24 protein-coding genes are annotated in these 22,043 nt (G+C 28.5%); 4 read left to right on the top strand and 20 right to left on the bottom strand.

The window, feature by feature from the left end:
• Positions 1-26 precede the first annotated feature (26 nt).
• Both ACQY5W_RS08730 and ACQY5W_RS08725 read right to left on the bottom strand, forming a co-directional pair.
• Positions 27-575: a pyridoxamine 5'-phosphate oxidase family protein gene (locus ACQY5W_RS08730; protein WP_428024576.1), complete on the bottom strand. Its 549-nt coding sequence runs from the start codon at positions 573-575 to the stop codon at positions 27-29.
• 21 nt (positions 576-596) lie between these two features.
• Positions 597-1,241, bottom strand: coding sequence for a helix-turn-helix transcriptional regulator (locus ACQY5W_RS08725; RefSeq protein WP_428024575.1), 645 nt, complete (start codon positions 1,239-1,241; stop codon positions 597-599).
• A gap of 180 nt (positions 1,242-1,421) precedes the next feature.
• Here ACQY5W_RS08725 and ACQY5W_RS08720 point away from each other — a divergent pair, with 180 nt between their 5' ends.
• The 3 genes from ACQY5W_RS08720 to alr all read left to right on the top strand — a co-directional run bounded on the left by ACQY5W_RS08720 (position 1,422) and on the right by alr (position 4,366).
• Positions 1,422-1,796 (top strand): RidA family protein, encoded by a 375-nt coding sequence (locus ACQY5W_RS08720; RefSeq protein ID WP_428024574.1) that lies wholly within the window; start codon positions 1,422-1,424, stop codon positions 1,794-1,796.
• 18 nt (positions 1,797-1,814) lie between these two features.
• Positions 1,815-3,053: an NAD(P)/FAD-dependent oxidoreductase gene (locus ACQY5W_RS08715; RefSeq protein ID WP_428024573.1), complete on the top strand. Its 1,239-nt coding sequence runs from the start codon at positions 1,815-1,817 to the stop codon at positions 3,051-3,053.
• Between the two features lie 143 nt (positions 3,054-3,196).
• Positions 3,197-4,366, top strand: coding sequence for an alanine racemase (gene alr / locus ACQY5W_RS08710; RefSeq protein WP_428024572.1), 1,170 nt, complete (start codon positions 3,197-3,199; stop codon positions 4,364-4,366).
• 23 nt (positions 4,367-4,389) lie between these two features.
• Here the strand turns inward: alr and ACQY5W_RS08705 are convergent, their stop codons facing one another.
• From ACQY5W_RS08705 to ispG, 14 genes are all read right to left on the bottom strand, one after another.
• Complete coding sequence (locus tag ACQY5W_RS08705; protein WP_428024571.1) at positions 4,390-5,358, bottom strand: aldolase catalytic domain-containing protein; 969 nt, start codon at positions 5,356-5,358, stop codon at positions 4,390-4,392.
• 24 nt (positions 5,359-5,382) lie between these two features.
• The gene (locus ACQY5W_RS08700; RefSeq protein ID WP_428024570.1) at positions 5,383-6,801 is read right to left on the bottom strand and encodes a leucyl aminopeptidase; all 1,419 of its coding nucleotides are present in this window, start codon (positions 6,799-6,801) and stop codon (positions 5,383-5,385) included.
• Entirely contained in the window at positions 6,782-7,477 is a 696-nt protein-coding gene (locus ACQY5W_RS08695; RefSeq protein WP_428024569.1) for a DedA family protein, read from the bottom strand. The genes ACQY5W_RS08700 and ACQY5W_RS08695 overlap by 20 nt, the downstream gene beginning before the upstream one ends.
• Positions 7,478-7,485: 8 nt before the next feature.
• A complete protein-coding gene (trpB, locus tag ACQY5W_RS08690) occupies positions 7,486-8,697 on the bottom strand; it encodes a tryptophan synthase subunit beta (RefSeq protein WP_428024568.1) in 1,212 nt (403 codons plus the stop codon).
• The gene (locus ACQY5W_RS08685) at positions 8,697-9,239 is read right to left on the bottom strand and encodes an adenine phosphoribosyltransferase (RefSeq protein WP_428024567.1); all 543 of its coding nucleotides are present in this window, start codon (positions 9,237-9,239) and stop codon (positions 8,697-8,699) included. The genes trpB and ACQY5W_RS08685 overlap by 1 nt, the downstream gene beginning before the upstream one ends.
• 2 nt (positions 9,240-9,241) lie before the next feature.
• Positions 9,242-9,811: a D-sedoheptulose 7-phosphate isomerase gene (gmhA, locus tag ACQY5W_RS08680; RefSeq protein WP_428024566.1), complete on the bottom strand. Its 570-nt coding sequence runs from the start codon at positions 9,809-9,811 to the stop codon at positions 9,242-9,244.
• 1 nt (position 9,812) lies between these two features.
• On the bottom strand, positions 9,813-11,243 hold the full coding sequence (gene rfaE1, locus ACQY5W_RS08675) for a D-glycero-beta-D-manno-heptose-7-phosphate kinase (RefSeq protein WP_428024565.1): 1,431 nt from the start codon (positions 11,241-11,243) through the stop codon (positions 9,813-9,815).
• Complete coding sequence (rfaD, locus tag ACQY5W_RS08670; RefSeq protein WP_428024564.1) at positions 11,243-12,253, bottom strand: ADP-glyceromanno-heptose 6-epimerase; 1,011 nt, start codon at positions 12,251-12,253, stop codon at positions 11,243-11,245. Before rfaD ends, rfaE1 begins: the two co-directional genes overlap by 1 nt.
• Before the next feature lie 66 nt (positions 12,254-12,319).
• A complete protein-coding gene (gene gmhB / locus ACQY5W_RS08665; protein ID WP_428024563.1) occupies positions 12,320-12,850 on the bottom strand; it encodes a D-glycero-beta-D-manno-heptose 1,7-bisphosphate 7-phosphatase in 531 nt (176 codons plus the stop codon).
• Between the two features lie 9 nt (positions 12,851-12,859).
• Entirely contained in the window at positions 12,860-13,255 is a 396-nt protein-coding gene (locus ACQY5W_RS08660; RefSeq protein WP_428024562.1) for a prepilin-type N-terminal cleavage/methylation domain-containing protein, read from the bottom strand.
• 53 nt (positions 13,256-13,308) lie between these two features.
• On the bottom strand, positions 13,309-14,031 hold the full coding sequence (locus tag ACQY5W_RS08655) for a hypothetical protein (RefSeq protein ID WP_428024561.1): 723 nt from the start codon (positions 14,029-14,031) through the stop codon (positions 13,309-13,311).
• Positions 14,032-14,066: 35 nt separating this feature from the next.
• Positions 14,067-14,816 (bottom strand): 3'(2'),5'-bisphosphate nucleotidase CysQ, encoded by a 750-nt coding sequence (gene cysQ, locus ACQY5W_RS08650; RefSeq protein WP_428024560.1) that lies wholly within the window; start codon positions 14,814-14,816, stop codon positions 14,067-14,069.
• 9 nt (positions 14,817-14,825) lie between these two features.
• Positions 14,826-16,265, bottom strand: coding sequence for a replicative DNA helicase (locus ACQY5W_RS08645; RefSeq protein WP_428024559.1), 1,440 nt, complete (start codon positions 16,263-16,265; stop codon positions 14,826-14,828).
• A gap of 57 nt (positions 16,266-16,322) precedes the next feature.
• Entirely contained in the window at positions 16,323-17,387 is a 1,065-nt protein-coding gene (gene ispG / locus ACQY5W_RS08640; protein ID WP_428024558.1) for a flavodoxin-dependent (E)-4-hydroxy-3-methylbut-2-enyl-diphosphate synthase, read from the bottom strand.
• 487 nt (positions 17,388-17,874) lie between these two features.
• Here ispG and ACQY5W_RS08635 point away from each other — a divergent pair, with 487 nt between their 5' ends.
• Positions 17,875-19,212 carry an IS4 family transposase gene (locus ACQY5W_RS08635; protein ID WP_428024557.1) on the top strand — a complete coding sequence of 446 codons (1,338 nt, stop codon included), beginning with the start codon at positions 17,875-17,877 and terminating at the stop codon, positions 19,210-19,212.
• A gap of 76 nt (positions 19,213-19,288) precedes the next feature.
• Here the strand turns inward: ACQY5W_RS08635 and ACQY5W_RS08630 are convergent, their stop codons facing one another.
• The 4 genes from ACQY5W_RS08630 to ACQY5W_RS08615 all read right to left on the bottom strand — a co-directional run.
• Complete coding sequence (locus tag ACQY5W_RS08630) at positions 19,289-19,582, bottom strand: hypothetical protein (protein ID WP_428024556.1); 294 nt, start codon at positions 19,580-19,582, stop codon at positions 19,289-19,291.
• Between the two features lie 231 nt (positions 19,583-19,813).
• A complete protein-coding gene (locus ACQY5W_RS08625; protein WP_428024555.1) occupies positions 19,814-20,641 on the bottom strand; it encodes a transposase in 828 nt (275 codons plus the stop codon).
• Between the two features lie 130 nt (positions 20,642-20,771).
• Entirely contained in the window at positions 20,772-21,212 is a 441-nt protein-coding gene (locus ACQY5W_RS08620; RefSeq protein WP_428024554.1) for a hypothetical protein, read from the bottom strand.
• The coding region (locus ACQY5W_RS08615) for a hypothetical protein (RefSeq protein ID WP_428024553.1) at positions 21,209-22,043 on the bottom strand (835 nt) is incomplete at its 5' end. The genes ACQY5W_RS08615 and ACQY5W_RS08620, both read right to left, overlap by 4 nt.

Below are 22,043 nucleotides of genomic sequence, written 5' to 3'. Positions count from 1 at the left end.
TGAAAAGTCTAAAAAAAGATTAAATTTTAATCCTCAAAAAGTTTTGTATCCTTCCCATCAAAACTTATTTGATTTTTTTTCTTCATATAAGCAATATGTTCCTCTTTAGTCGTTCTATCATAATAGTTAGTTAAATCATCTCGCTGACCTATGAAGTCATATAAAGGAACTCCCATACCACATGAATTGTTTACATTCTCAATAGTTACTTCAAAAACTTGTCTTGCTGCTCTTTTAACTTCAAAGTATGAAATATACTCTTCCCATAAAGCATCTCTTACATGTATTGCTTTTGCTTTACAATAAAGTCTTAAAATATTTGGTTCTCCCTCAAAGGCACAAAACATTATGGTCATTCTGTTATCTTCCAATAAATGAGCTGCTGTTTCATTACCACTTCCAAAATAATTTAGCCATAGGATTTTATTTTCATCTATTATTTTAAAAGTATCGTCTAAACCCTTTGGTGAAAGGTTTATTTTCCCATTTTTTGGTGCTGTTGTTACAAAAAATATTTTTTGATTTTCTATAAATTCTATATCTATAGGACTAAGTTTATCTGTTATATTTGCCAAAAAATATCCCTTATATAATATCTATTTTATTTTTTTAATATATCTATAAATAGAGGGTTCTGACATCTCTAATTTTTTTGCAACCTCTTGAACTGAACCTCTTATATTAAATACACCACAGTCATTTAAAGCAGCCATTACTTCTGTTTTTTCATCAACAGTCATTCTGCTTGGAATAACATCAAATTGACTTATAATAGCATCTATTTTATTTAATGTTAACTCTTGAGGATCAGAACTTAAATTCTCTTTTATATGATTTAAAGTATTAACTTTATCATCAATATAATTTGGCAGTAAAGAAGTAATAAAAGATAAAGATTTTTTAAATTCATGGTAATCAGAATTTAACCCTAAAGCTCCTACAATTTTGTTTTTTTCATTTCTAATAAAAAATGTTGATGAATATAGAAGTTTACCATCTGCAGTTTTTGAATTATAATTACAAATATACTGTTTATCACCTTTTGATTCTGTTGATATAAAATCTAACATCAAATCAGTAGTTGGGTCACCAATCTTTCTACCGCTAATATGACCATTTATAATATGTACAGTAGATTGTTTATAGTTAGTTAAATCATGTAATATAATTTCAGTATTTGCCCCTAATATTTCACCTAAAAAGTTTGCTATAGGAATAAAGTTTTTAACATTTGGATTCATAACTTTCCTCATATGACTAGATACAAATTATTATAATTAAATAATAAAAAATTGTCAATTAATAATAATTTTTTTAAATAGTAATAATTTTTTATTAAAATATGATAAAAACTATTTACAATAATAAAATTTTATTATATACTTCCAAAATAAATAAAAAATTATCACAAAAGGATTTAAATGAAAGCGATTAATTCAACAAAAGCACCAAGTGCAATAGGACCATACTCACAAGCTGTAGAAAAAGATGGCTTTGTATATGTATCAGGACAATTACCTATTGACCAAACAACTGGAGAGTTTGCAGGAGCAGATATTAAAGCTCAAGCAAAACAATCTTTAGAAAATACAAAATATATCTTAGAAGAAGCTGGATTAGAGATGAAAGACATAATTAAAACTACAATTCTTTTAAAAAATATAGAAGACTTTGCAGTTGTAAATGAAATTTATGGACAATTTTTTACTGCACCTTATCCAGCACGTGCAACTTATGAGGTAGCAAGATTACCAAAAGATGCGTTGATTGAAATAGAATCAATAGCTAAAAAATAATATAAACTGGAGAATATCATGAAAAAAGACATCGTAATCGTTGGTGGTGGTTGTATCGGACTTATGTCTGCTTATTGTTTGATGAAAAGTGGTAGAAGTGTAACGGTTATTGAAAAAGGTGACATAACAAATGGTACATCTTTTGGTAATGCAGGATTATTATCTGCATTTAAAAAAGCACCATTAAGTGCACCAGGAGCTATACAAGATACACTAAAGTTGATGCTAAAAGGAGAATCACCTGCAAGTGTACACCCTACTTTTGATTTGCATTTATATAAATGGCTTTTAAAATTTGCAGCAAGTACAACGGAAGCTAGATTAAAAAGAACTCTTGCGCTATTTGAAAGATATGGTCGAATTAGTCTAGACATGTATGAAAGTATGGTAAAAGAAGATGAAATGGATTTCCATTTTTGTAAAGATGGTCTTTTGATGATATATACAGAACAAAAAACTTTTGATGAAAAAGCAGCTCATTGTAATAATCCAGATGCCTATGAGATTCTTTCAAAAGAGAGAACAAAAGAGTATATGCCAATATTAAATGAAAAAGTTATTGGTTCAATTTTATTAAAAGAAAATGGGCATGTTGATCCAGGTGAATTCATGCTTGAACTTAAAAAATTTTTGGAAAAAAATGGTGTTGAATTTTTACTAAATGAAGAAGTAACTAAATTAGAGTTTAGTGGTTCAAAAGTAAGTAAAATCCATACAAATAAAGGTTCATATGAAGCTGAAACTTTTGTTTTATCAACAGGAGCTGATGATACTTTAGCTAAACAAGCAAAAAATAAATTTATGATGACACCCGCAAAAGGTTATAGTATAACTTTTAAAATGGATGACTCATTGAAACCAAAAACTTCGTCACTATTTGCTGATTTATTTATTGCCATGACACCTAGAAGAAATACAGTTAGAATGACTTCAAAACTAGAACTAGGAACAAATGATCCTAATGTTGTAAGAAAACAAATTGATAGTATCCATAAAAATCTTTCTTTATATACAAATAGTTTTGAAAAAAGAGATATGGTTGAATGGGCTGGATTTAGACCATTAACTCCAAATGATATTCCAATTATTGGATTTGATGAAAATTATGACAATCTAGTTCATGCTACAGGTTTAGGTTGGTTAGGTATTACTTTTGCACCAGCAATCGGAAAAGTTATAAATGATGTTATAACTATAGATAAAAAGAATACTACAAATGTTGATATTTTATTATTTTCGGCTTTTTATCAAGGATAATATCTAAATACAAATCATAAGGAGTTATTTCTCCTTATGATTTTTTTATTTTTATGAAGGTAATAAGGGTTTTGAGCTTATTCCTTATTATCTTCCTAAGAATAAATGACTATAATTATAATACATTAACAGGAGATATATAAGTGGAATTGTCAAGACCAGTTTGGGCAGAGATAAATTTGGATAATTTGGCTCATAATATGAGAGAAACAAGAAGAATTACCAATAAAAACTCCAAGATAACAGCAGTAATTAAAGCAGATGGTTATGGACATGGCGCTGTTGCAATTGGAAAAACCTTATTAGACAATGGTGCTGATAGATTTGCTGTTGCTACATTATCTGAAGCTATACAATTAAGAGCATCTTTCCCAAATGTAGAAATTCTGGTTTTGGGATATACTCCTGAACATCTTGCAAAAGAGATTATTGAAAATAATATTATTCAAACAATATATACAACAAAACAAGCAGATGAATTTTCTAAAATAGCTATTTCTTTGAATGAAAATATGAAAATACATATCAAACTTGATACAGGAATGAATCGCCTAGGTATGTCTTTTTCAGAAGAAACAATCGAATCAATATTAAATATTAGTAAATTGAATGGTTTGATTATTGAAGGTATTTTTACTCACTTTGCTGTTGCAGATGAAATAGATAAACAGTACACAAGACAACAAGTTGAAAAGTTTACACATATAATAAATAGCTTAGAAACAAAAGGTTTACATATTCCTATTAAACATGTATCAAATAGTGCAGCAATTATTGATTTGCCAGAGTTTAATTTTGATATGGTTCGTGCTGGTATTATGTTATATGGTTTATATCCATCAAAAAATGTAAATCATGACATAGTTGATTTAAAAGAGGTTATGTGCTTAAAAGCTAAGATTTCACAAGTAAAAGATTTAGAAGCTAACTGTGGAGTTAGTTATGGTTTAAAATATAAAAGTGATAAAAAATCTAAAATCGCTACTTTGCCTATAGGTTATGCTGATGGTTATACACGAATGTTAAGTGGTAAAGCAAAAGTTTTAGTTAACAAAACAAAAGTACCAGTTATCGGCACTATTTGCATGGATCAATGTATTATTGATGTAACAAACTTAGATGTTAATATGGGTGATGAAGTTATTTTATATGGTGGAAATATGAATGATGGTGTTTATATAGATGAAGTTGCGAACTTACTAAATACTATAAATTATGAGATTGTTTGTATGGTTGATAAAAGAGTTCCAAGAGTTTATATAAAAGATGGAAAACAAGTTAATTATAAAGATTATGTTTTAACTTATAAATAAAAAGCTAGCTTTTAAAAGCTAGCTTATTCTGCAAGTAAATTTCTATAAAACTCTCTATACTTTGTATCACCCTCATCTCTTGCTTTCATTGCAGCTCTTGGGTGTTCATTTAATTGACCAGTTAGCATATACGGAATAGAGTATCCCCAATCAAGCTCTTTTTCTAAAGGAACTATATACTCTTCAATAAATTTTAGCACTGGCATAAGTTTATATTTTGGATTTTTTAGGAAACCAATTAATAATTCAAGTGGACAGTTTCCAGCTCCACGTCCTAGACCAGAGATAGTAACATCAAGAAAACTTGCTCCATAAATCATAGCTTCAATAGTATTTGCATATGCAAGTTGTAAATTATTGTGAGCATGGATACCAATTTTTTTACCAGTTTTTTCAGCATAAGATAAATACTTTTCTGTAAGTTTATTGATTTGTTCTGGATAAAAAGACCCAAAACTATCAGCTATATAAATAATATCAACATTTGTTTTACTTAATTGCTCTAATACTTCATTTAACTCATCATCAAAAGATTTTGATATAGCCATAATATTTACAGTTGTTTCATAACCTTTTGCATGAGCTTCTTCTATTAACTCAATGGCTGCGGGAAGTTGATGAATATATGTTGCAATTCTTATCATATCAACAACGCTTTCACTTTTCGGTAATAATTCAGATGGAACTGTTCTACCAATATCTGACATAACAGCTATTTTCATGTTTGTATTATTTTCACCAACAATTCTTCTAATATCCTCTTCTTTACAGAAATTCCAAGCTCCAAACTCTTCTTCACTCATAATTGAAGGAGAGTTATTTTTCCCTATTTCCATATAATCAACACCTGCAGCAACACAAGTTTCATAGTGTGCTTTTACAAACTCATCTGTGAAGTGATAGTTATTTACTAAACCACCATCTCTAATAGTACAGTCAAAAACTTTTACATCTTCTCTAACAGATAATATCGAACCTTTTTTTTCAATCATGCTTATATAATCCCTTCATATTTATTATAGTAAGTTTTTTAAAAACTCAACTGTCATTCTAACCCCTGCTCCACTTGCACCATGAGGATTATATCCCCAAGCTTTTTCAACAAATGCAGGACCTGCTATATCAAAATGTAGCCATTTATCTTTGTTTTCATCATAAATAAAATTATCTAAAAACAGTCCAGCTGTAATTGCTCCACCATATCTTGTATTAGCAATATTACAAATATCAGCAATTTCTGATTTGATAGTTTTTTTCAAAAATCTGTTAAATGGTAAACTCGTAGCATACTCTCCAGAGTTTAAAGCAGAGCTAACTGCATCTCTTTTTAGTATTGTATTATTTCCCATAATACCTGTTGTATATTCTCCAACACCAACCACACAAGCACCAGTTAATGTTGCAAAATCAAAAATATAATCAAAGTCTTTAATTTTATCTTGTGCATAACATAAACAATCAGCAAGTACAAGTCTTCCTTCTGCATCTGTATTTCGCACTTCAATAGTTTTACCATTTTTTGCTGTTAAAACATCATCAGGTTTATAAGCATCTCCACCAATCATATTTTCAACTGCACCAATGATTCCATGAACTTCAATTGGTAAATTTAATTTTGAAACAGCATTTAGAATCCCAATTACAGCACAACCACCACTTTTATCTGATTTCATAGTAACCATAAAATCAGCAGGTTTTAAAGATAATCCACCTGAATCATAAGTTAAACCTTTTCCTACAAGTACAATTTTTTTAGTTGCATTTTTTGGTTTATATGCTAAATGTATAAGTTTTGGTTCATGGATACTTGCTCTTGCAACACTTAACATTGCATTCATCTGGTTTTTTTCTAAAAACTCTTCACCATGAATTTTACAAATTATTCCATTATCTTTTGCAACTTTTCTCGCTTCTTTTGCCATAATTTCTGGATAGAAATCTTGAGGTGTTGTATTTACAAAATTTCTAACTTTATTTACAGAATCTGCTATATGAGTTGACTCATCAACTATTTTTTGTAGTTCTTTTGTAGCTTTACAAATAATTATTAACTCTTTTTTAATCTCTTTTTCTTTTTTACTTTTATATTTATCAAAAGTATATGAACCTAAAATCGCACCTTCAACTAAAGCTTTTAAAGTTGAACTTTCATCTCCAAAAATCTCTATTTTAGCATCTTTATATTTTGTAGAATTAAACTTTTTTATTGCTGTAGAGATTGCAATTGCTATTGCATCATAAGACTCTTCTTCACAACCAACATAAATCTTCTTTGATTCAACTAAAAAAACTACTTCTTCATCTTTTACTTTAAAATTTAAATCATCTAATATATCTTTGTCATACTTACATACATCTTCTAAATCTAAAACTATTTTAATCTCAACAGCAGTATCAATTTTTTTAATATTTTCACTACTTAATGTTATCTTCATGGATTCTTTCCTTCCTTTTTGATGCTTGGCTGAAATAATAAATCATACTTCCACCAATAATTATTGCAAATGGAGCAGCAAAATACCAGTGCTCTTTTGCCCAATGAATCACTTTTAAAATCTCTTCTCCAAAATACCATACAGGAACAATTGTAAGTGCTGCCCAACACCATGCACTTAGAAGATTTATAAATGCAAACATTTTTGCACTATATCTTGTAAGTCCAATTGAAATTGGAATAATGGTTCTCATTCCATACATGTATCTTTGAGCAAAGATTATTGGCCACCCATACTTTTGTAATAAAAGATGGGCTAAAGCGAACTTTCTTCTCTGTCCTGAAAATTTTCTATGAACATAGGCTTTGTTAAATCTTCCTATATAAAAATAGATTTGGTCACCAACAAAACCACCAATTCCAGCTACAAAAATAGCTAAATATAGATTCATAGAGCCATCATGTGACATAAGACCAGCCATAATTAAACCTAATTCACCTTCTAAAATAGACCATGCAAAAAGTATAATATATCCATATGATTTTAATAAATATAAAAATTTATCTTCTAAACCACTAACTGGTGCTTGATATAACTCGTAAGCAATAAATGAAAAAAAGATTGCTACAACTACGAAAAGTATCTTACCTGAGTTATTTTTTAGTTTAGTTCTCAAAAATATTCCTATTCAAAATTTAATAAATCTTTTGCTTGAACCATATCTTTGTCACCTCGACCAGATAAGTTTACAATTACCATTTTACCTTGAAATTTATCTTTTGCTTTTTTCAAATATGCTATTGCATGAGAGCTTTCAAAAGCAGGAATAATCCCCTCTTTTCTACTTAGCCAAACAAAAGCATCCAAAGCTTCTTCATCTGTTACAGAATCATAATCAACAATTTTATTATCTTTGTGGAAAGCATGTTCTGGTCCAATTCCAGGATAATCAAGTCCAGCTGAAAAAGAATGAGCTTCTAAAACTTGCCCATCTTCATCTTGAAGTAAATAAGAACATTGTCCGTGTAAAATACCTGGACTTCCTTTTTCTAAAGAACATCCGTGTTTATTTGTATCAAGTCCTAATCCACCAGCTTCAATACCAATACAAGTTACCTCTTTATCTTCTAAAAAGTGTGAAAAAATACCAATGGCATTTGATCCTCCACCAATACAAGCTACCACATAATCAGGTAATCTTCCCTCTTTTTGTAAAATCTGACGTCTTGCTTCCCAACCAATTACTGCTTGGAAATCCCTTACCATCATAGGATATGGATGAGGACCTGCAACAGTTCCAATTATATAAAAAGTATCTCTAGCATTTGTAACCCAATATCTAATGGCATCATTCATCGCATCTTTTAAAGTTTTACTTCCTGATTGAACTGCTACAACTTTTGCACCTAAAAGTTTCATTCTAAATACATTAAGTTCTTGACGTGCCACATCTTTTGCACCCATAAATACTGTACATTCTAAACCTAAAAGTGCAGCAATAGTTGCTGTTGCAACACCATGTTGTCCCGCACCAGTTTCAGCAATAACTTTAGTTTTGCCAAGTTTTTTTGCTAAAAGTCCTTGTGCAATTACATTATTTACTTTATGAGCTCCTGTATGATTTAAATCTTCTCTTTTTAAATATACTTTTGCACCAATCTCTTCTGAAATATTTTTAGCATGGTATAAAGGATTTTCTCTACCTACATACTCCCTTAATAACTCATTTACCTCTTCCCAAAACTCTTGATTAAATCTATATTTTTTATACTCTTCTTCCAATTCAAGTAAAATAGGCATCAAAGTTTCAGGAACATATCTTCCACCAAATTCTCCAAAATGTCCATTTTCATCTGGATCAAATTTACTTTTTTTAGGTATATAAATTTCACTCATTAAATATCCAATACAGAATAAACAGGTGCATGTTCACTAACTTTTTTATCACCTGAAAGGAAAGTAAGATTAAGTAAAAAACATACTTCAACCAAATTTGCATTAACATGTTTTATTAGTTTGGCAGCTGCATTTGCAGTTCCACCCGTAGCAATTAAATCATCAATTAATAAAACTCTTGGATTTTTTTTAGGGAAAGCATCCAAATGAATCTCTACCTCATCAAAACCATACTCTAATTCATATTTTTCGCACACTGTTGTACTTGGTAACTTTCCTTTTTTTCTAACAGGAACAAAACCAATACCTAGTCTATCAGCCAATGCTGCACCAAAAATAAACCCTCTTGAGTCAATACCGGCAATATAATCTAAATCATAAGATTTATATCTCTCTTCAAGGTGATTCATCAATGTTTGAAAAGCCTCTTTATTATTTAAAAGTGTTGTAATATCTTTAAATACAATTCCCTCTTTTGGAAAATCTTTTACATCTCTTATTGAATTAAAAATCAAATCTTTTTGTTCTTGTGTTAAACTCATCTTTATCCTTCGTATGCTTCATCAATTAGTTGACAAATTGTATGTCCAAAAAGTATGTGCATCTCTTGTATTCTTGGAGTATTATTTGATGGAACGATTAAATTTACATCACAATATTTATCCATCTCTCCACCATCACGACCAGTAAATCCAATAATTTTACAACCTAAGTCTTTCCCTACTTGAAAAGCATTGATTACATTTTTAGAGTTTCCAGAAGTTGATATACCAATAAGCAAATCACCTTTATTTGCTAAGCTCTCAACTTGTCTATCAAAAACCCTATCATAACCATAATCATTGCCAATAGCTGTAAGTGCACTTGTATCAGTTGTAAGTGCAATTCCTGGAAGACCTCTTCTTTCAGTTTTGTATCTTCCTGTTAGTTCAGCTGCTATATGTTGTGCATCTGCTGCACTTCCACCATTTCCAAAAAGTAAAATTTTATTACCAGCTTTTAAAGTTTCAACAGCTAATTTTGAAGCTTTTTCAAGTGGTTCTCCCATAGTTTCTATTACTTTTTGAATTGTCTCTAAATGTGATAAAAATTCATTTTCTATTGTTTTTTTCATATTATTTACCTAAAATTCTCTCAATAGTTGAAGTTGTACTTTTACCCTCAACAAAATCAATTAAAACCGTCTCTTTAGCAATATCTGAACCAACTACTTCTTTACCTTTGTAATCAGCACCTTTTACTAAAACATCTGGCTTAACTCGCTCAATTAGTTCATAAGGAGTATCTTCATCAAAAATAACCACATAATCCACACACTCTAAAGCAGATAAAATATAAGCTCTATCATCATGGTTGTTTATTGGTCTATTTTCCCCTTTTAATCTTCTAACACTATCATCTGAATTTACACCAACGATTAAGATATCACCCAAAGCTTTTGCATTGTTTAAATAAGATACATGACCTTTGTGTAAAATATCAAAACATCCATTTGTAAAGATGATTTTTTTATTTTGTTTTCTAAGTCTTTTTGCTACTTTTTTTATCTCTTTTACTGTTTTTATGTGTAATTCAATAGAGCTTTTATGCAATGTTGCTTTATAATCTTCTATCTCATCAAGTGTAACTGTTGCACTTCCAAGTTTCCCTACAACTACACCAGCAGCTAAATTTGCAAACTCTAAAGATGCGTATATATCTTCAGTTAAAGATAAGGCATATCCAAGTGATGCCAAAACAGTATCACCAGCACCTGTTACATCATAAACTTCTCTTGCTACTGTAGGTTTTATAGTAACTTCTTTATCTTTTAATACTGCTATTCCATCTTCACTTAAAGTAATTACTGACATCTCTAAGTTTGCTATTTTTTGTAGCTCTTTTAGGGCATCCCTTAAACTATCAGGTGAATCAATTTTTATACCAGTTGCAATTTCTGCTTCTTTTTTATTTGGAGTTAAAAAATATGCACCCTCATATTTTTTGTAACTTTTACCCTTTGGATCTACTATTACTTTTTTATTATATGAATTTGCTATTTTAATTATTCTTTGAGTTAAATCATTTGTTAAAACACCTTTACCATAATCTGATAATAGCACCAAATCATATCCATTGATTATTTGTTGTAATTTAGCATAAAGCTTATCAGTAGAATCAAAAGAGATATTATTTTTGCTCTCGTGGTCATATCTTACAACTTGAGATTTTGATGCCATGATTCTTGATTTTTTAGAAGTTTTACGACCCTTTTGAAGTATTAAATAACTTTTTGCATCAGTTGCATCAATCAAATATTTTACCTCTTCAGCAACACCATCATCCCCAACAACTGATAAAACACCAACATCAGCACCAAGACTTAAAAGGTTACTTATTACGTTACCTGCTCCTCCTAATACTGAAGTCTCTTTTTGAATATCTACAATTTGTACAGGAGCTTCTGGTGAAATTCTATCACAAGTTCCCCATAAGTAGTGGTCAACCATTAAATCACCAATAACTAAAATATTTGGTTTTTTTTCATTTTGTAAAATTCTTTCCATTATTTAACCTCCACTTCATATATTCTTTTAATCTCACTAATATAATCTTTTATTCCATCTTCCATCTCATATCTTGGCATATAATTTAAATAAATTTTTGTATCTTCTATATTTGCTTCAGTATGAAATTGATACTGACCAATATATGGATTTGGAATATAATTTGTCCCTAAATTAGTCCCTAACTCTTTTTGTAAGATATCTGCAATATCTTGGAAAGATCTAGCTTTCCCAGTTCCCACATTGTAAACTCCACTTTTTTTAGGAGTTGCTGCTTTTATATTTGCTTGAATTACATCTTCAATATAGATAAAATCCCTTAGAATTTTATCACTTCCTTCAAATAATTTTGGTGTATTACCAGCTAATATTTGGTGACCAAATTGTATCATAGTTGAAGCTGTTTTATTTTTGTAATACTCCCTTGGACCATACACATTGAAATATCTAAGCCCTACAATAGAGATATCTAAATCTTGTTTTAAATAATCATAAGTAATATTATCCATCATAAGTTTTGAAAAACCATAAACATTTCCAGGGTTTTCATTTCCTACTGTTTGAGGAGAAGCAGCATCACCATAAGTTGCAGCACTACTTGCATAAATCATATTTGCATTGTGTTTAATTGCAATTTTTAATAAGTCTTCATAGGCATTTACATTTGTTTTTATCATCAAGTCTTGCTCACTAGCGGTCGTATCTGAAATAGCAGCCTCATGGAAAATAAAATCAAAATCATAATCTTCATCAATTTGTTTTAATAGCTTTTTATCATTGATATCGCCACTTATAACAATACCTTTAAAACCTAATAAATTTTTATAGTGACCAAAAGACTTTAAATTACCATTGCTTAAAGTCTCACCACTTCTAAATAAATCTAATGCAATAACCTTTGATTTTGGATAATTATTTTGAAAATAAAAGCATAAATTTGAACCAATAAATCCAGCAGCACCAGTAATTAATATAGTTTTTTCATTAAAATCATATTCTGTATATTTCATATTTTCCTACTTTACATAAATGGGCTTTATTCTATCGAAAATTAAGTTACGGTTTTATAATAAAAGTTAAGAAAGAGGGATAATTATATTTTTTACTTCTTTAATAGAATTACATACAAAATTTGCCAAGCTACTTTTTTCATCAAAATCATGTCCTGATTTTACTTGAATAGTATTTTTTATTCCACTATTTTTTGCACATAAGATATCAGATTCTTTATCTCCAATAAGCCATGATTTTTCTAAATTTATTTTATGATTTTTTAAAATATTATCTATCATACCTGTATTTGGTTTTCTGCAATTACACTCTTCATTTGGTGCATGAGGACAAACTTCAACTTGAGATATAATAATATCTTTTTTTTCAAACTCTTTTACCATCCATGAAGTTAGTTTATTAAAATCATCTTGTGTATAATAACCTCTACCAATGCCTGATTGATTGGTTATTATAAAAAGTTTAAATCCAAGTTTCTGAAGATAATTTAATGTATCAAAAACCCCATCTATAAACTCAAAGTCTTCAACTTTGAATAAATAGTTTTTTTCAACATTTATAACTCCATCCCTATCTAAAAAAATTGCTTTTTCCATGATTATCCATTATAAGTCGTATGTTGTAGATGAAACTCCAGAAGCTTTTATCTTCTCACAGATTTTTCCATTATTTTCATCTATTACAGTAACATTTAGTTTTCTATTTTCAATAGAAATTGAGATACAATCTGATTGATTATCTTTAAAAGTTGCAGTTGTACCATCCACATCCCATATATTTTGATTAAGAGTTAAAGCACTACTAAATTCATCCAAATTGTCATTTATTAAATAATATGCTCTAACTGATGAGACAATAGTAACTATATCTTTTTTGATAGTAACAGCTTCTGCATTTGCCTTTGTATCTAATAACTTAGGAACTGCCACTGTAGAGATTATACCTATTATAACTATTGCAAAAATTAATTCTAGTAATGAAAAAGCTTTTTTAGATCCCATGCTATACCTTTTAATAATAAAAAAATTATATCATTAAATTTTTAAATTACTTTTTAATTAGAACTAAATGACAAATATTTAGCAATAGCTTCTTTTACTTCATTAACCTTATCTTCATCACCTTGCAATCTATCAAAATATTTTTCAATTGGTTCAGCCTTATCAATCTCTGAAATTTTAGAAAAAATTTGTAGAAATACATAAAAAGGCACATCATCTCCCCTTTTTAAAAAGTGAATTGCCCTTTGAAGGGTAACAAAAGGATTAATATTTACCCTTGTTAAACCATTTTTTTTAGTAAGTACATACTCAATAAACTCTTCTCTTATATAAGCTTCATTTACCTCTATTTTAAAAGTTTTTGTATTTAGTACACATTTAAAACCTATTTTTGTAGAGTAAAAATCAAATATATCTACAATAAATTTTAAATCTTTATTTAAAAATCTTTCCCGATAAACCAATTGGATTAAATCTTCATCATAAAGATAGGTATTAGAATTATTTTCATATAAAAAATACTTTCTATCTAAATTTGCACACACTTTTTCTAAGCTCTCTTTAGTAGTTAAAAATATATCAATATCCCTAAAGCTGTCAGCTTTTATACAAGAACCTGCTAAATAAAACTCTACAAGCTCATCTTCATATGAGTCTAATTTTACATTTTTAAAAAAATTTTCCAAGGTATAAATAACTTTTTCTAGTCTGTAATCAAACTTCAATGTCAAATCGTAAGGAACAAAATCAAAATTATTCCAAAAATCATATGCCATATAAACTCTTTTAAATAGATTTTATTAATTATATATTATTCAACCACAAAATTAGGGTTCAATAAATCTTTTTTATTATAAATTAATGCTTTTTTTGTCTCAAAATTATATGTCATTTTTCCTGCAATTCTTACTATTGCATCAGCCGCAGCTGTATCCCACTCCATTGTTGGTGCAATTCTTGGATAACAATTAGCCTTTCCCTCAGCTACTAAACATAGTTTTAAAGAACTTCCCATAGAAATCAACTCTTTTTCTTTTGTGGTTTCTATATTATTTATATACTCTTGAGTTTCATTAGACATATGAGATTTACTTGCTACAATAATAAACTTATCATCATTTTTTTTGATAGGTAACTTTTCATTATTTTTAAAAGCACCTAAAGCTTTTTTTGCACTATACATGATATCAATTGCTGGAGCATAAACTACACCAAGCACTGGTTCTTGATTATGAATCAATGCAATATTGATTGTAAATTCATCATTTTTTTTGATAAACTCTTTTGTTCCATCTATTGGATCAATACACCAATAATACTCCCAGTTTTTTCTTTCCTCATAATCTGTTTGTTTATTTTCTTCAGACATAATAGGAATATTTGGATATAGTTTTTTTAAACTATTACAAATAATTTCATTAGATTTTAAATCAGCCTCTGTTAAAGGAGATTTATCATCTTTGTACTCAACTTGGAAATCTTTTCTATAAATTTCAATTATTACTTTACTTGCTTCTAAAGCAATGTTTTTTATAACTTCTAAATCAATTTTTTCTAACAATAAATGCCCTTATAAAATATTTGGGATATCAATATTTGTCTCTTTTTGCACATCTGCAACTGTTTCAAAAACAACTTCAATAGGTGCTTCACCTCTGTGTTCTTTATCTACAAATTTTGTTAATGCCTTATGAAAATCAAGTTTAACTGTACCTATTGGTCCATTTCTTTGTTTACCAATAATTACCTCAGCCTCTTCAACAGGTTTGTTTATAAAACTAGATTTATACTCTTCACCTTTATCTTTTGCCTCTTTCTCTTTTCTTGCTTCTTCTCTTTCTTTATAAACATCATCCCTATATACAAACATGATAATATCAGCATCTTGCTCAATAGCTCCAGACTCCCTTAAGTCACTAAGCATAGGTCTTTTATCTGGTCTATTTTCAAGTCCCCTATTTAACTGAGAAAGTGCAATAATAGGGATTTTCATCTCCCTTGCAAGCATTTTAAGTCCCCTACTTATATCAGAAACCTCTTGGTGTCTATCTTTATTTCCCGTTCCTTGCATAAGTTGTAAATAATCGATAATTACCATAGAAATATTATTATCTTTATTTTGTGCTAGTTTTCGTACTCTCGCTCGAAGTTGGTTAATATTTACACTTCCACCATCATCAACAAAAAGTCTTTTTTTATTTAAATCTTCAAAGGCTGCACTTAAATTTGACCATTGTTCATCATTTAAATCCCCTTTTCTAAGATTTTGTAATGGAATTGAAGTTTTAGCCGCTAACATTCTAAGCATCAACTGTTCTGCTGGCATTTCTAGTGAGAAGAAAATCACCCCTTTATTTGCTTCAACATTTTTAAGTGCCATATTTAAAACAAGTGCCGTTTTTCCCATAGCAGGACGAGCTGCTATGATAATCAAATCCCCTTCATTAAATCCAGTTGTTCTTTTATCCAAATCATAAAACCCAGTTGTTTCACCAATAAGGTGTTTCCCACCTAGTTCTTTCATTCTTTTTATATAACTTAAGGTATCATCAGTAATTGTATGGATATCTTTTAATTCACTAGAAGCTGAATCAGTAGTGATTTTATAAAGTTCATTTTGTACAGTATCCACAGCTTGTGTAGCAGGAATATCGTCTTCAATTGCTACTTTTTTTATGGTTGTTGCAAGTGTTGAAAGCTCTCTTTTTACGCTTCCATCTTTTATCTCTTTTGTATAAGCTAATGTATTTGTAATTGGATTTGCTGATAGAATTTCAATAAGAATATCATCATCGACATCTTTAGAATTTACTCTTTTTCTAATAAACTCTTCATCGATTGGTAAATCATCATTATGAAGTTTTTCCATAACTGCAAAGATTTTTTGATGGGCTGGCAGATAAAAATCTTTAGGTTTTAAGATACCTAAAACATCCTCTATCTCATCAGGATTAAATAAAATTGAGCTTAGAACTGCCCTTTCTATGTTTATACTATAAATACTATCCATTATTTCTCCAATTAAAGGATATTATTCTAGCCAAGAATAGATTATTCTTTTGTTAATCTACTCTTTTTGATTTTCTACTTCTTTTTCCACTTCTTCTAAAAATCTCTCAAGAAGTTCTTCTGTTGGCAGTTTTGCAATAGTTTCACCTTTTTTTATAATCAAACCACTACCTTTTCCATAGGCAATTGCAACATCTGCACTTTTTGCTTCACCTAAAGCATTTACAACACAACCCATAACAGAGACATTTAGTGGTGTTCTTATATGTTTTGTTCTCTCTTCAACTTCAGCAACGGCTGTTACTAAATCTGCTTCAATTCTTCCACAAGTTGGACAAGAGATAATATTTAATCCCTCTTTTGTTAGTCCTGCATCTTTTAGTATAGCACGTCCAACTTCAATCTCTTTTTCTAACTCACCAGTAATTGAAATACGCATAGTATCACCAATACCATCAAGTAATAAACTCCCTAAAGCAATAGATGATTTAATTGTTGAGTGAAACAAAGTTCCAGCTTCAGTAACTCCAAGGTGAAATGGATAATTGTTCATAGGTCTCAAATCCCTATAAGCTTGTACTGTTCTTTGAACATCACTAGCTTTTAAAGATACTTTTATATCTGTAAAACCTAAATCTTCTAAAAATTTAATATTATAATCAGCACTTGCAACCATTCCAGCGGCTGTTTGTCCATACTTATCTTCAAACTCTTTTTCTAGTGAGCCACAATTAACTCCGATTCTTATTGGTAGATTTCTATTTTGACAAGCTTTCACAACTTCTCTTACTCTATCTTTACTTCCAATATTTCCAGGATTTAATCTAATACAATCCACACTTTCAGCAGCAATAAGTGCTAATTTATGGTTAAAATGAATATCAGCAACAAGTGGCAAGGAAGTCTGTTCTTTTATACTTTTTAAAGCAAGTGCTGCTTCCATATCAGGAACTGCAACTCTTACAATATCTGCACCAGCAAAATGTAACTGTCTTATTTGCTCAACCGTAGCTTGGATATCGGAAGTTTTACTATAAGTCATAGACTGTACAGATATTGGAGCATCACCACCAATTGCAACATTGCCAACATAAATCTTTTTTGTAGGGTATCTTTTTATCATGCTGGGATTGTAGCAAAAAAAAATAAATTTTTGAATAAATATTTTTTTTAATATTTTGTATAAGAAATTAGAAATTTGATGAATATAAATGCTTTAAACAAAAAGAGTCTAAAATATGTTAATTTTTATTGGCTTTGAAGGTGGCAACTGACCCTATTCCTTTTCTATTTTTATTTTTAGAGGATTTATTGCTTAACTTAACGCCATTGCACCTGACCCCCAATGGCGTTAAGTTAAGCAAAAACATTAAAAAAGTACTAAAAACAAATTATCTTAAAATATAAATTTCAACTTCTTTTATTCATCAAATAATTATAAATAAACTATAACGATTTACAAATAAAAAACTCACCATAAAACAAGTAATGTATTACAAAAATAATCTATATAAAGTCCTGTTTTTATGGGCTTTATAAGCACTTTTACAATATAATAATAAATATTATTAAAAGGTAAATTATGTCAATTGAACTAAAAAAAAACAATATTGAATTTAGAGTTTTTTAAAGATAAAATACTATCTGATAGTTTTAAAAGTGAAAATAAGATGAATAAAGAAGATTTTACAAGAAATAGAAAATTACCCTTTTCAAAAGTATTATTAACAGTTGTCAGAAAAGGTGTTAAATCTATACAAAATGTCTTAAATGAAACACAAAAACATTTAAGTATCTTATTAGATGAAGATTTGGAAACTGTTTCTAAAAGTGCTTATTCCCAAGCTAGAGATAAATTAAATTATACAGCTTTTAAAGAACTAGCAAATGATGCTAGTGATATGATGTATAGAGATTATGATTATAAAACATATAAAGGATTTAAATTATTAGCAATAGATGGAAGTATGGTAACTTTACCTTTTAATGATGATGTTAAAAAAGAGTTTTGTACTACTAATGTTGTTAATCAATATGAAGATAAATCTAAAATAATAGTACAAGCTAGAGTTTCTGTTTTATATGATGTTTTAAATAATATAACTCTTGATTCAATAATCATAGATTCTAAAACAAGTGAAATTAAAATTGCAAAAGATAATCATTTTAAAAAACTTCAAAAGAATGATTTAGTTATTGCAGATAGAGCTTATCCATCTTATGAATTATTTACAACTATAACAACAAAGTATAATGCAGACTTTTTAATTAGAATGAAGAAAAGTTGGTATAAAGATATTCAGTTTTTATTTGATAAAAACAGCTTAGTAAAAGATACTGTCGTAACATTAAAACCAACAACTAAAAAACTCAATAAAGAGATAATAGAACAAAACTTACCCTTAAATATAAAAGTTAGATTTGTACAAGTTATCTTAGATGATGGAGAGGTTGAAGTACTAGGAACTTCTGTATTAAATAGTAAGGTACTAAAAACAGATGATTTTAAAGAGTTATACTTTAAAAGATGGGGAATAGAGAGTTTTTATGAGATTATTAAAAATAGATTATCTTTAGAGAATTTTACAGGATTATCAGCACTTGCAATAAAACAAGATTTTTATGCAACAATATTTATAAGTAATTTAGAAACCTTAGTTACTTTCAATAGTAATGAAAAGCTATCTAGTAAAACAAATATTAAATTTAAACAAAAGATTAATAAATCTATCTCTTTTAATACAGTTAAAAACTACTGCTTTGAACTCTTTTATAGTAACAAAGATATAGAGATAATATTTGAAGAGATGAGTAAACTATTTTTAACAAATACTATAGCTATAAGACCAAATAGAAAATATGAAAGACCTACTAAAGAAATAGGTAAAAATACTAAAGGTATTAAAAGTGCTAATCATCAGAAAAGGAAGAAAAAAAGTGTTTTTTAGTAGTCGTTAAACACCTTATTTAGAGGATTTATTGCTTAACTTAACGCCATTGCACCTGACCCCCTTTATTGGATTTTTATTTATTAAAAATTGAATTTAAAATTGCTATTCTAAAAGATTCTTCTACTAATATATTCAACTCTTCAAAAGATGTTGATGATTCAAACATTTGCCTAAAATCCATAAATAAATGTTGTTTAACATTTTTCATACCTTTCTCATCTTTATTTTTTAGTATATTTTTCACTTTAATTATATATTTATAACTATCAGAAACATTAATGCCTTTTGATGTTAATATCTCTTCAATCAACTCTATTTTCCCTAATAATGTAGTAATTAATTCTTTTTCTTTCTCAGTATATGCCATTTTATATCACTTTCTAAATTGTTCAGGGAACAGTGTCTTAAATTCTTCAATCGTATAAACTTTTCCTGTTTTTCCATCTCTAACACTTTTTACCCAGTTTAGTGAATAATCTCTAGGTAATAAAACTTGGTCAGCATTACCTCTATATTTTGGATTATCAACACCAACAGGTTGTTCTGCAACCTTACCAAGATTCAGACCATTGGGGGTCAGGTGATAACGATAACTTTATCAAGTACTTCTCCTAATTATCTTATTAACTGCAGGCTGGGATATTCCAATAATTTTAGCAATTACATACTGTGAATATCCTTGTTTATATGCCTCTAATATATGTTTATTTCTTGTTTGATTATCCGTAACTTCATGAAAGAGTTTTTTTAGTTTTTCTTTATCTACTTTTTTCTCAATATCTGGTGCATCTACTAAACTTGAAGCTTTTAGTAATTCTTTCAAGTCTGCACTATCTATCTCTAAAGTAAAAAAGTTTTCTATCTCATTAATATTTTGCCCATATATTTTTACTATCCAAGAATTTTGTAAATATGTAGGAACTTTTTCTTCTTTAAAAAAATGATAACTAGAACTATAAGGATAATATTCTATTCTTTCAACTATTTTTGCTTTTAATGGATTTTGTTCAATATATCTCATTAAAATATAAAGGTAAGCTTCATTTGCCACATACCATGATTTAAATCTTCCTTGCCACAAATGTCCACTTCTTTTATACTTTTTATTAAAATATATTGCGTATGTAGAATTTAAATATCTCATAAATTTTGAAAGATTTTCTTCTTTTAGTTCAATTAGAAGGTGGTAATGATTATTCATTAGGCAATAGTTATGCAAAGTTATATTAAACTTTACACAGCCATCAGATAATAAGGTTAGAAAATATTCAAAGTCATCTTTATCATAAAAAACAACTCTTCTTTCTACTCCTCTATTTACAATATGGTAATATCCTGCTATTTCTATTCTTGGTCTTCTTGCCATACTTACACCTTTTGCAATAAGATAAAAGTATTTTAACTCAGATATTTTTTTATAATTCAATTAATTACATTTTGCAATATTATTTATGTAACTTAGGTTATCGTTATCACCTGACCCCTATTTTAATTTTACTGTTTTACTGACCCCTATTTTAATAACCATAAAAATCAAAAAACTCAGTAATAAAACTTTAATTATTGGCATTTTTTTCTCTTTCTATATCTTTTTGTACTTCAGGTAAAACTTCATTTTGAATAAACTTTTGAACGTTTGTATTATTTTCATATGCATCTTTTATAAGTATATATGTACCTCCAATTGTTACAAATAAAATAGATGAATATGCAATAAATCTTAAAAATGGAGTATATCGTTTGTCATAAGGATGATTTTTATCATATTTTTTTAAAACTTGGTCAAGAAATATTCTTCCATATCCTATTGAAACTCCAAAAATCATTAATATCCAATTACTACCAACTATAAAATAAAAAATTATAAAACATATACAAAATGCTATTCCAATATGCAAAATTTCCATTAAAGTAAATTTATATTTATTCAATCCACTATCTGTATCTAAATATTTTAACAACCACTTAATATAATAATTCCAAATTTTTACTATCATGGATTTACCTTTATAAACTTCATTTTGGTTACATTATTAGTTGATTGTATATCTATGATTTTAACATTATTTTTATTATTATATATATTTTGTAACTCTTGATTATTTTGACTATCTCGTTGTTGTTCTAATTGTTTAATTTTATCTTCATAATTATCTATTGATTGCACAGTATTAATTATACTTAATCCTGCTCCTGCTTGTTGCAATATTCTAGGTGATAAGGGATTTCCTAACCCTGCAGGTACAATTGTATTTTGAGGGTCTAATCCATTACTATTATAGTTCCTATATGTATCAATAACCCAAGCAGGTATAGATACTTCTGGAGCACTTACTAATCCTGCTCCTGTTAATCCAAGTGATACTAAAGTATCTTTTACTATTTTAGAATTACTTGATGGAGTATATAATGAATTTCTATAATTATTTATATCCATCATTGGAACTAATTGCATTGTATTTCTATCAAGATATACTTGTCCTTTTGAGGCTTCTGTAAAATATTGTTTAGCTTCATCTATTACAAACTGAATGTCATCTTTTTTATCTTTATATACTGTATTTAATTGTAAATCAATTAAAGATTTATCAAAGAAATTTACCATTCCTTTTTGCGTTGTTAAAAATATATTATCAATACTTTCTTTTGACATATTAGATGTTTCAGCTAAGGCTTCTTTTAAATCTTTTGCATCTTGCATATAATTTAAAGCTATCTCTTCTTTTCCTAAAGCTCTATTATCGCCTTTATTCTTATCAATCCCACTAAACTCAGTATTATTAGCAGTAATCAAAGGGTCATTAAATACTGAATTTACAGATGTTACT

The organism is Arcobacter sp., assembly GCF_050300555.1.
GTDB lineage: Bacteria > Campylobacterota > Campylobacteria > Campylobacterales > Arcobacteraceae > Arcobacter.
Note: the sequence above shows the minus strand (reverse complement) of the source record. Positions and strands in the feature narration are given on the sequence as shown.

Bases quoted from the DNA above. Each gene is read 5' to 3' on its own strand.
- ACQY5W_RS08645 (WP_428024559.1), bottom strand. From the start codon at position 16,265: ATGGATAGTATTTATAGTATAAACATAGAAAGGGCAGTTCTAAGCTCA.
- rfaE1 (WP_428024565.1), bottom strand. From the start codon at position 11,243: ATGGAAAGAATTTTACAAAATGAAAAAAAACCAAATATTTTAGTTATT.
- trpB (WP_428024568.1), bottom strand. From the start codon at position 8,697: ATGAGTGAAATTTATATACCTAAAAAAAGTAAATTTGATCCAGATGAA.
- ACQY5W_RS08660 (WP_428024562.1), bottom strand. From the start codon at position 13,255: ATGGGATCTAAAAAAGCTTTTTCATTACTAGAATTAATTTTTGCAATA.
- ACQY5W_RS08630 (WP_428024556.1), bottom strand. From the start codon at position 19,582: ATGGCATATACTGAGAAAGAAAAAGAATTAATTACTACATTATTAGGG.
- ispG (WP_428024558.1), bottom strand. From the start codon at position 17,387: ATGATAAAAAGATACCCTACAAAAAAGATTTATGTTGGCAATGTTGCA.
- ACQY5W_RS08720 (WP_428024574.1), top strand. From the start codon at position 1,422: ATGAAAGCGATTAATTCAACAAAAGCACCAAGTGCAATAGGACCATAC.
- rfaD (WP_428024564.1), bottom strand. From the start codon at position 12,253: ATGAAATATACAGAATATGATTTTAATGAAAAAACTATATTAATTACT.
- ACQY5W_RS08620 (WP_428024554.1), bottom strand. From the start codon at position 21,212: ATGATAGTAAAAATTTGGAATTATTATATTAAGTGGTTGTTAAAATAT.
- ACQY5W_RS08725 (WP_428024575.1), bottom strand. From the start codon at position 1,241: ATGAATCCAAATGTTAAAAACTTTATTCCTATAGCAAACTTTTTAGGT.
- gmhB (WP_428024563.1), bottom strand. From the start codon at position 12,850: ATGGAAAAAGCAATTTTTTTAGATAGGGATGGAGTTATAAATGTTGAA.
- ACQY5W_RS08715 (WP_428024573.1), top strand. From the start codon at position 1,815: ATGAAAAAAGACATCGTAATCGTTGGTGGTGGTTGTATCGGACTTATG.
- ACQY5W_RS08655 (WP_428024561.1), bottom strand. From the start codon at position 14,031: ATGGCATATGATTTTTGGAATAATTTTGATTTTGTTCCTTACGATTTG.
- ACQY5W_RS08705 (WP_428024571.1), bottom strand. From the start codon at position 5,358: ATGATTGAAAAAAAAGGTTCGATATTATCTGTTAGAGAAGATGTAAAA.
- gmhA (WP_428024566.1), bottom strand. From the start codon at position 9,811: ATGAAAAAAACAATAGAAAATGAATTTTTATCACATTTAGAGACAATT.
- ACQY5W_RS08685 (WP_428024567.1), bottom strand. From the start codon at position 9,239: ATGAGTTTAACACAAGAACAAAAAGATTTGATTTTTAATTCAATAAGA.
- ACQY5W_RS08700 (WP_428024570.1), bottom strand. From the start codon at position 6,801: ATGAAGATAACATTAAGTAGTGAAAATATTAAAAAAATTGATACTGCT.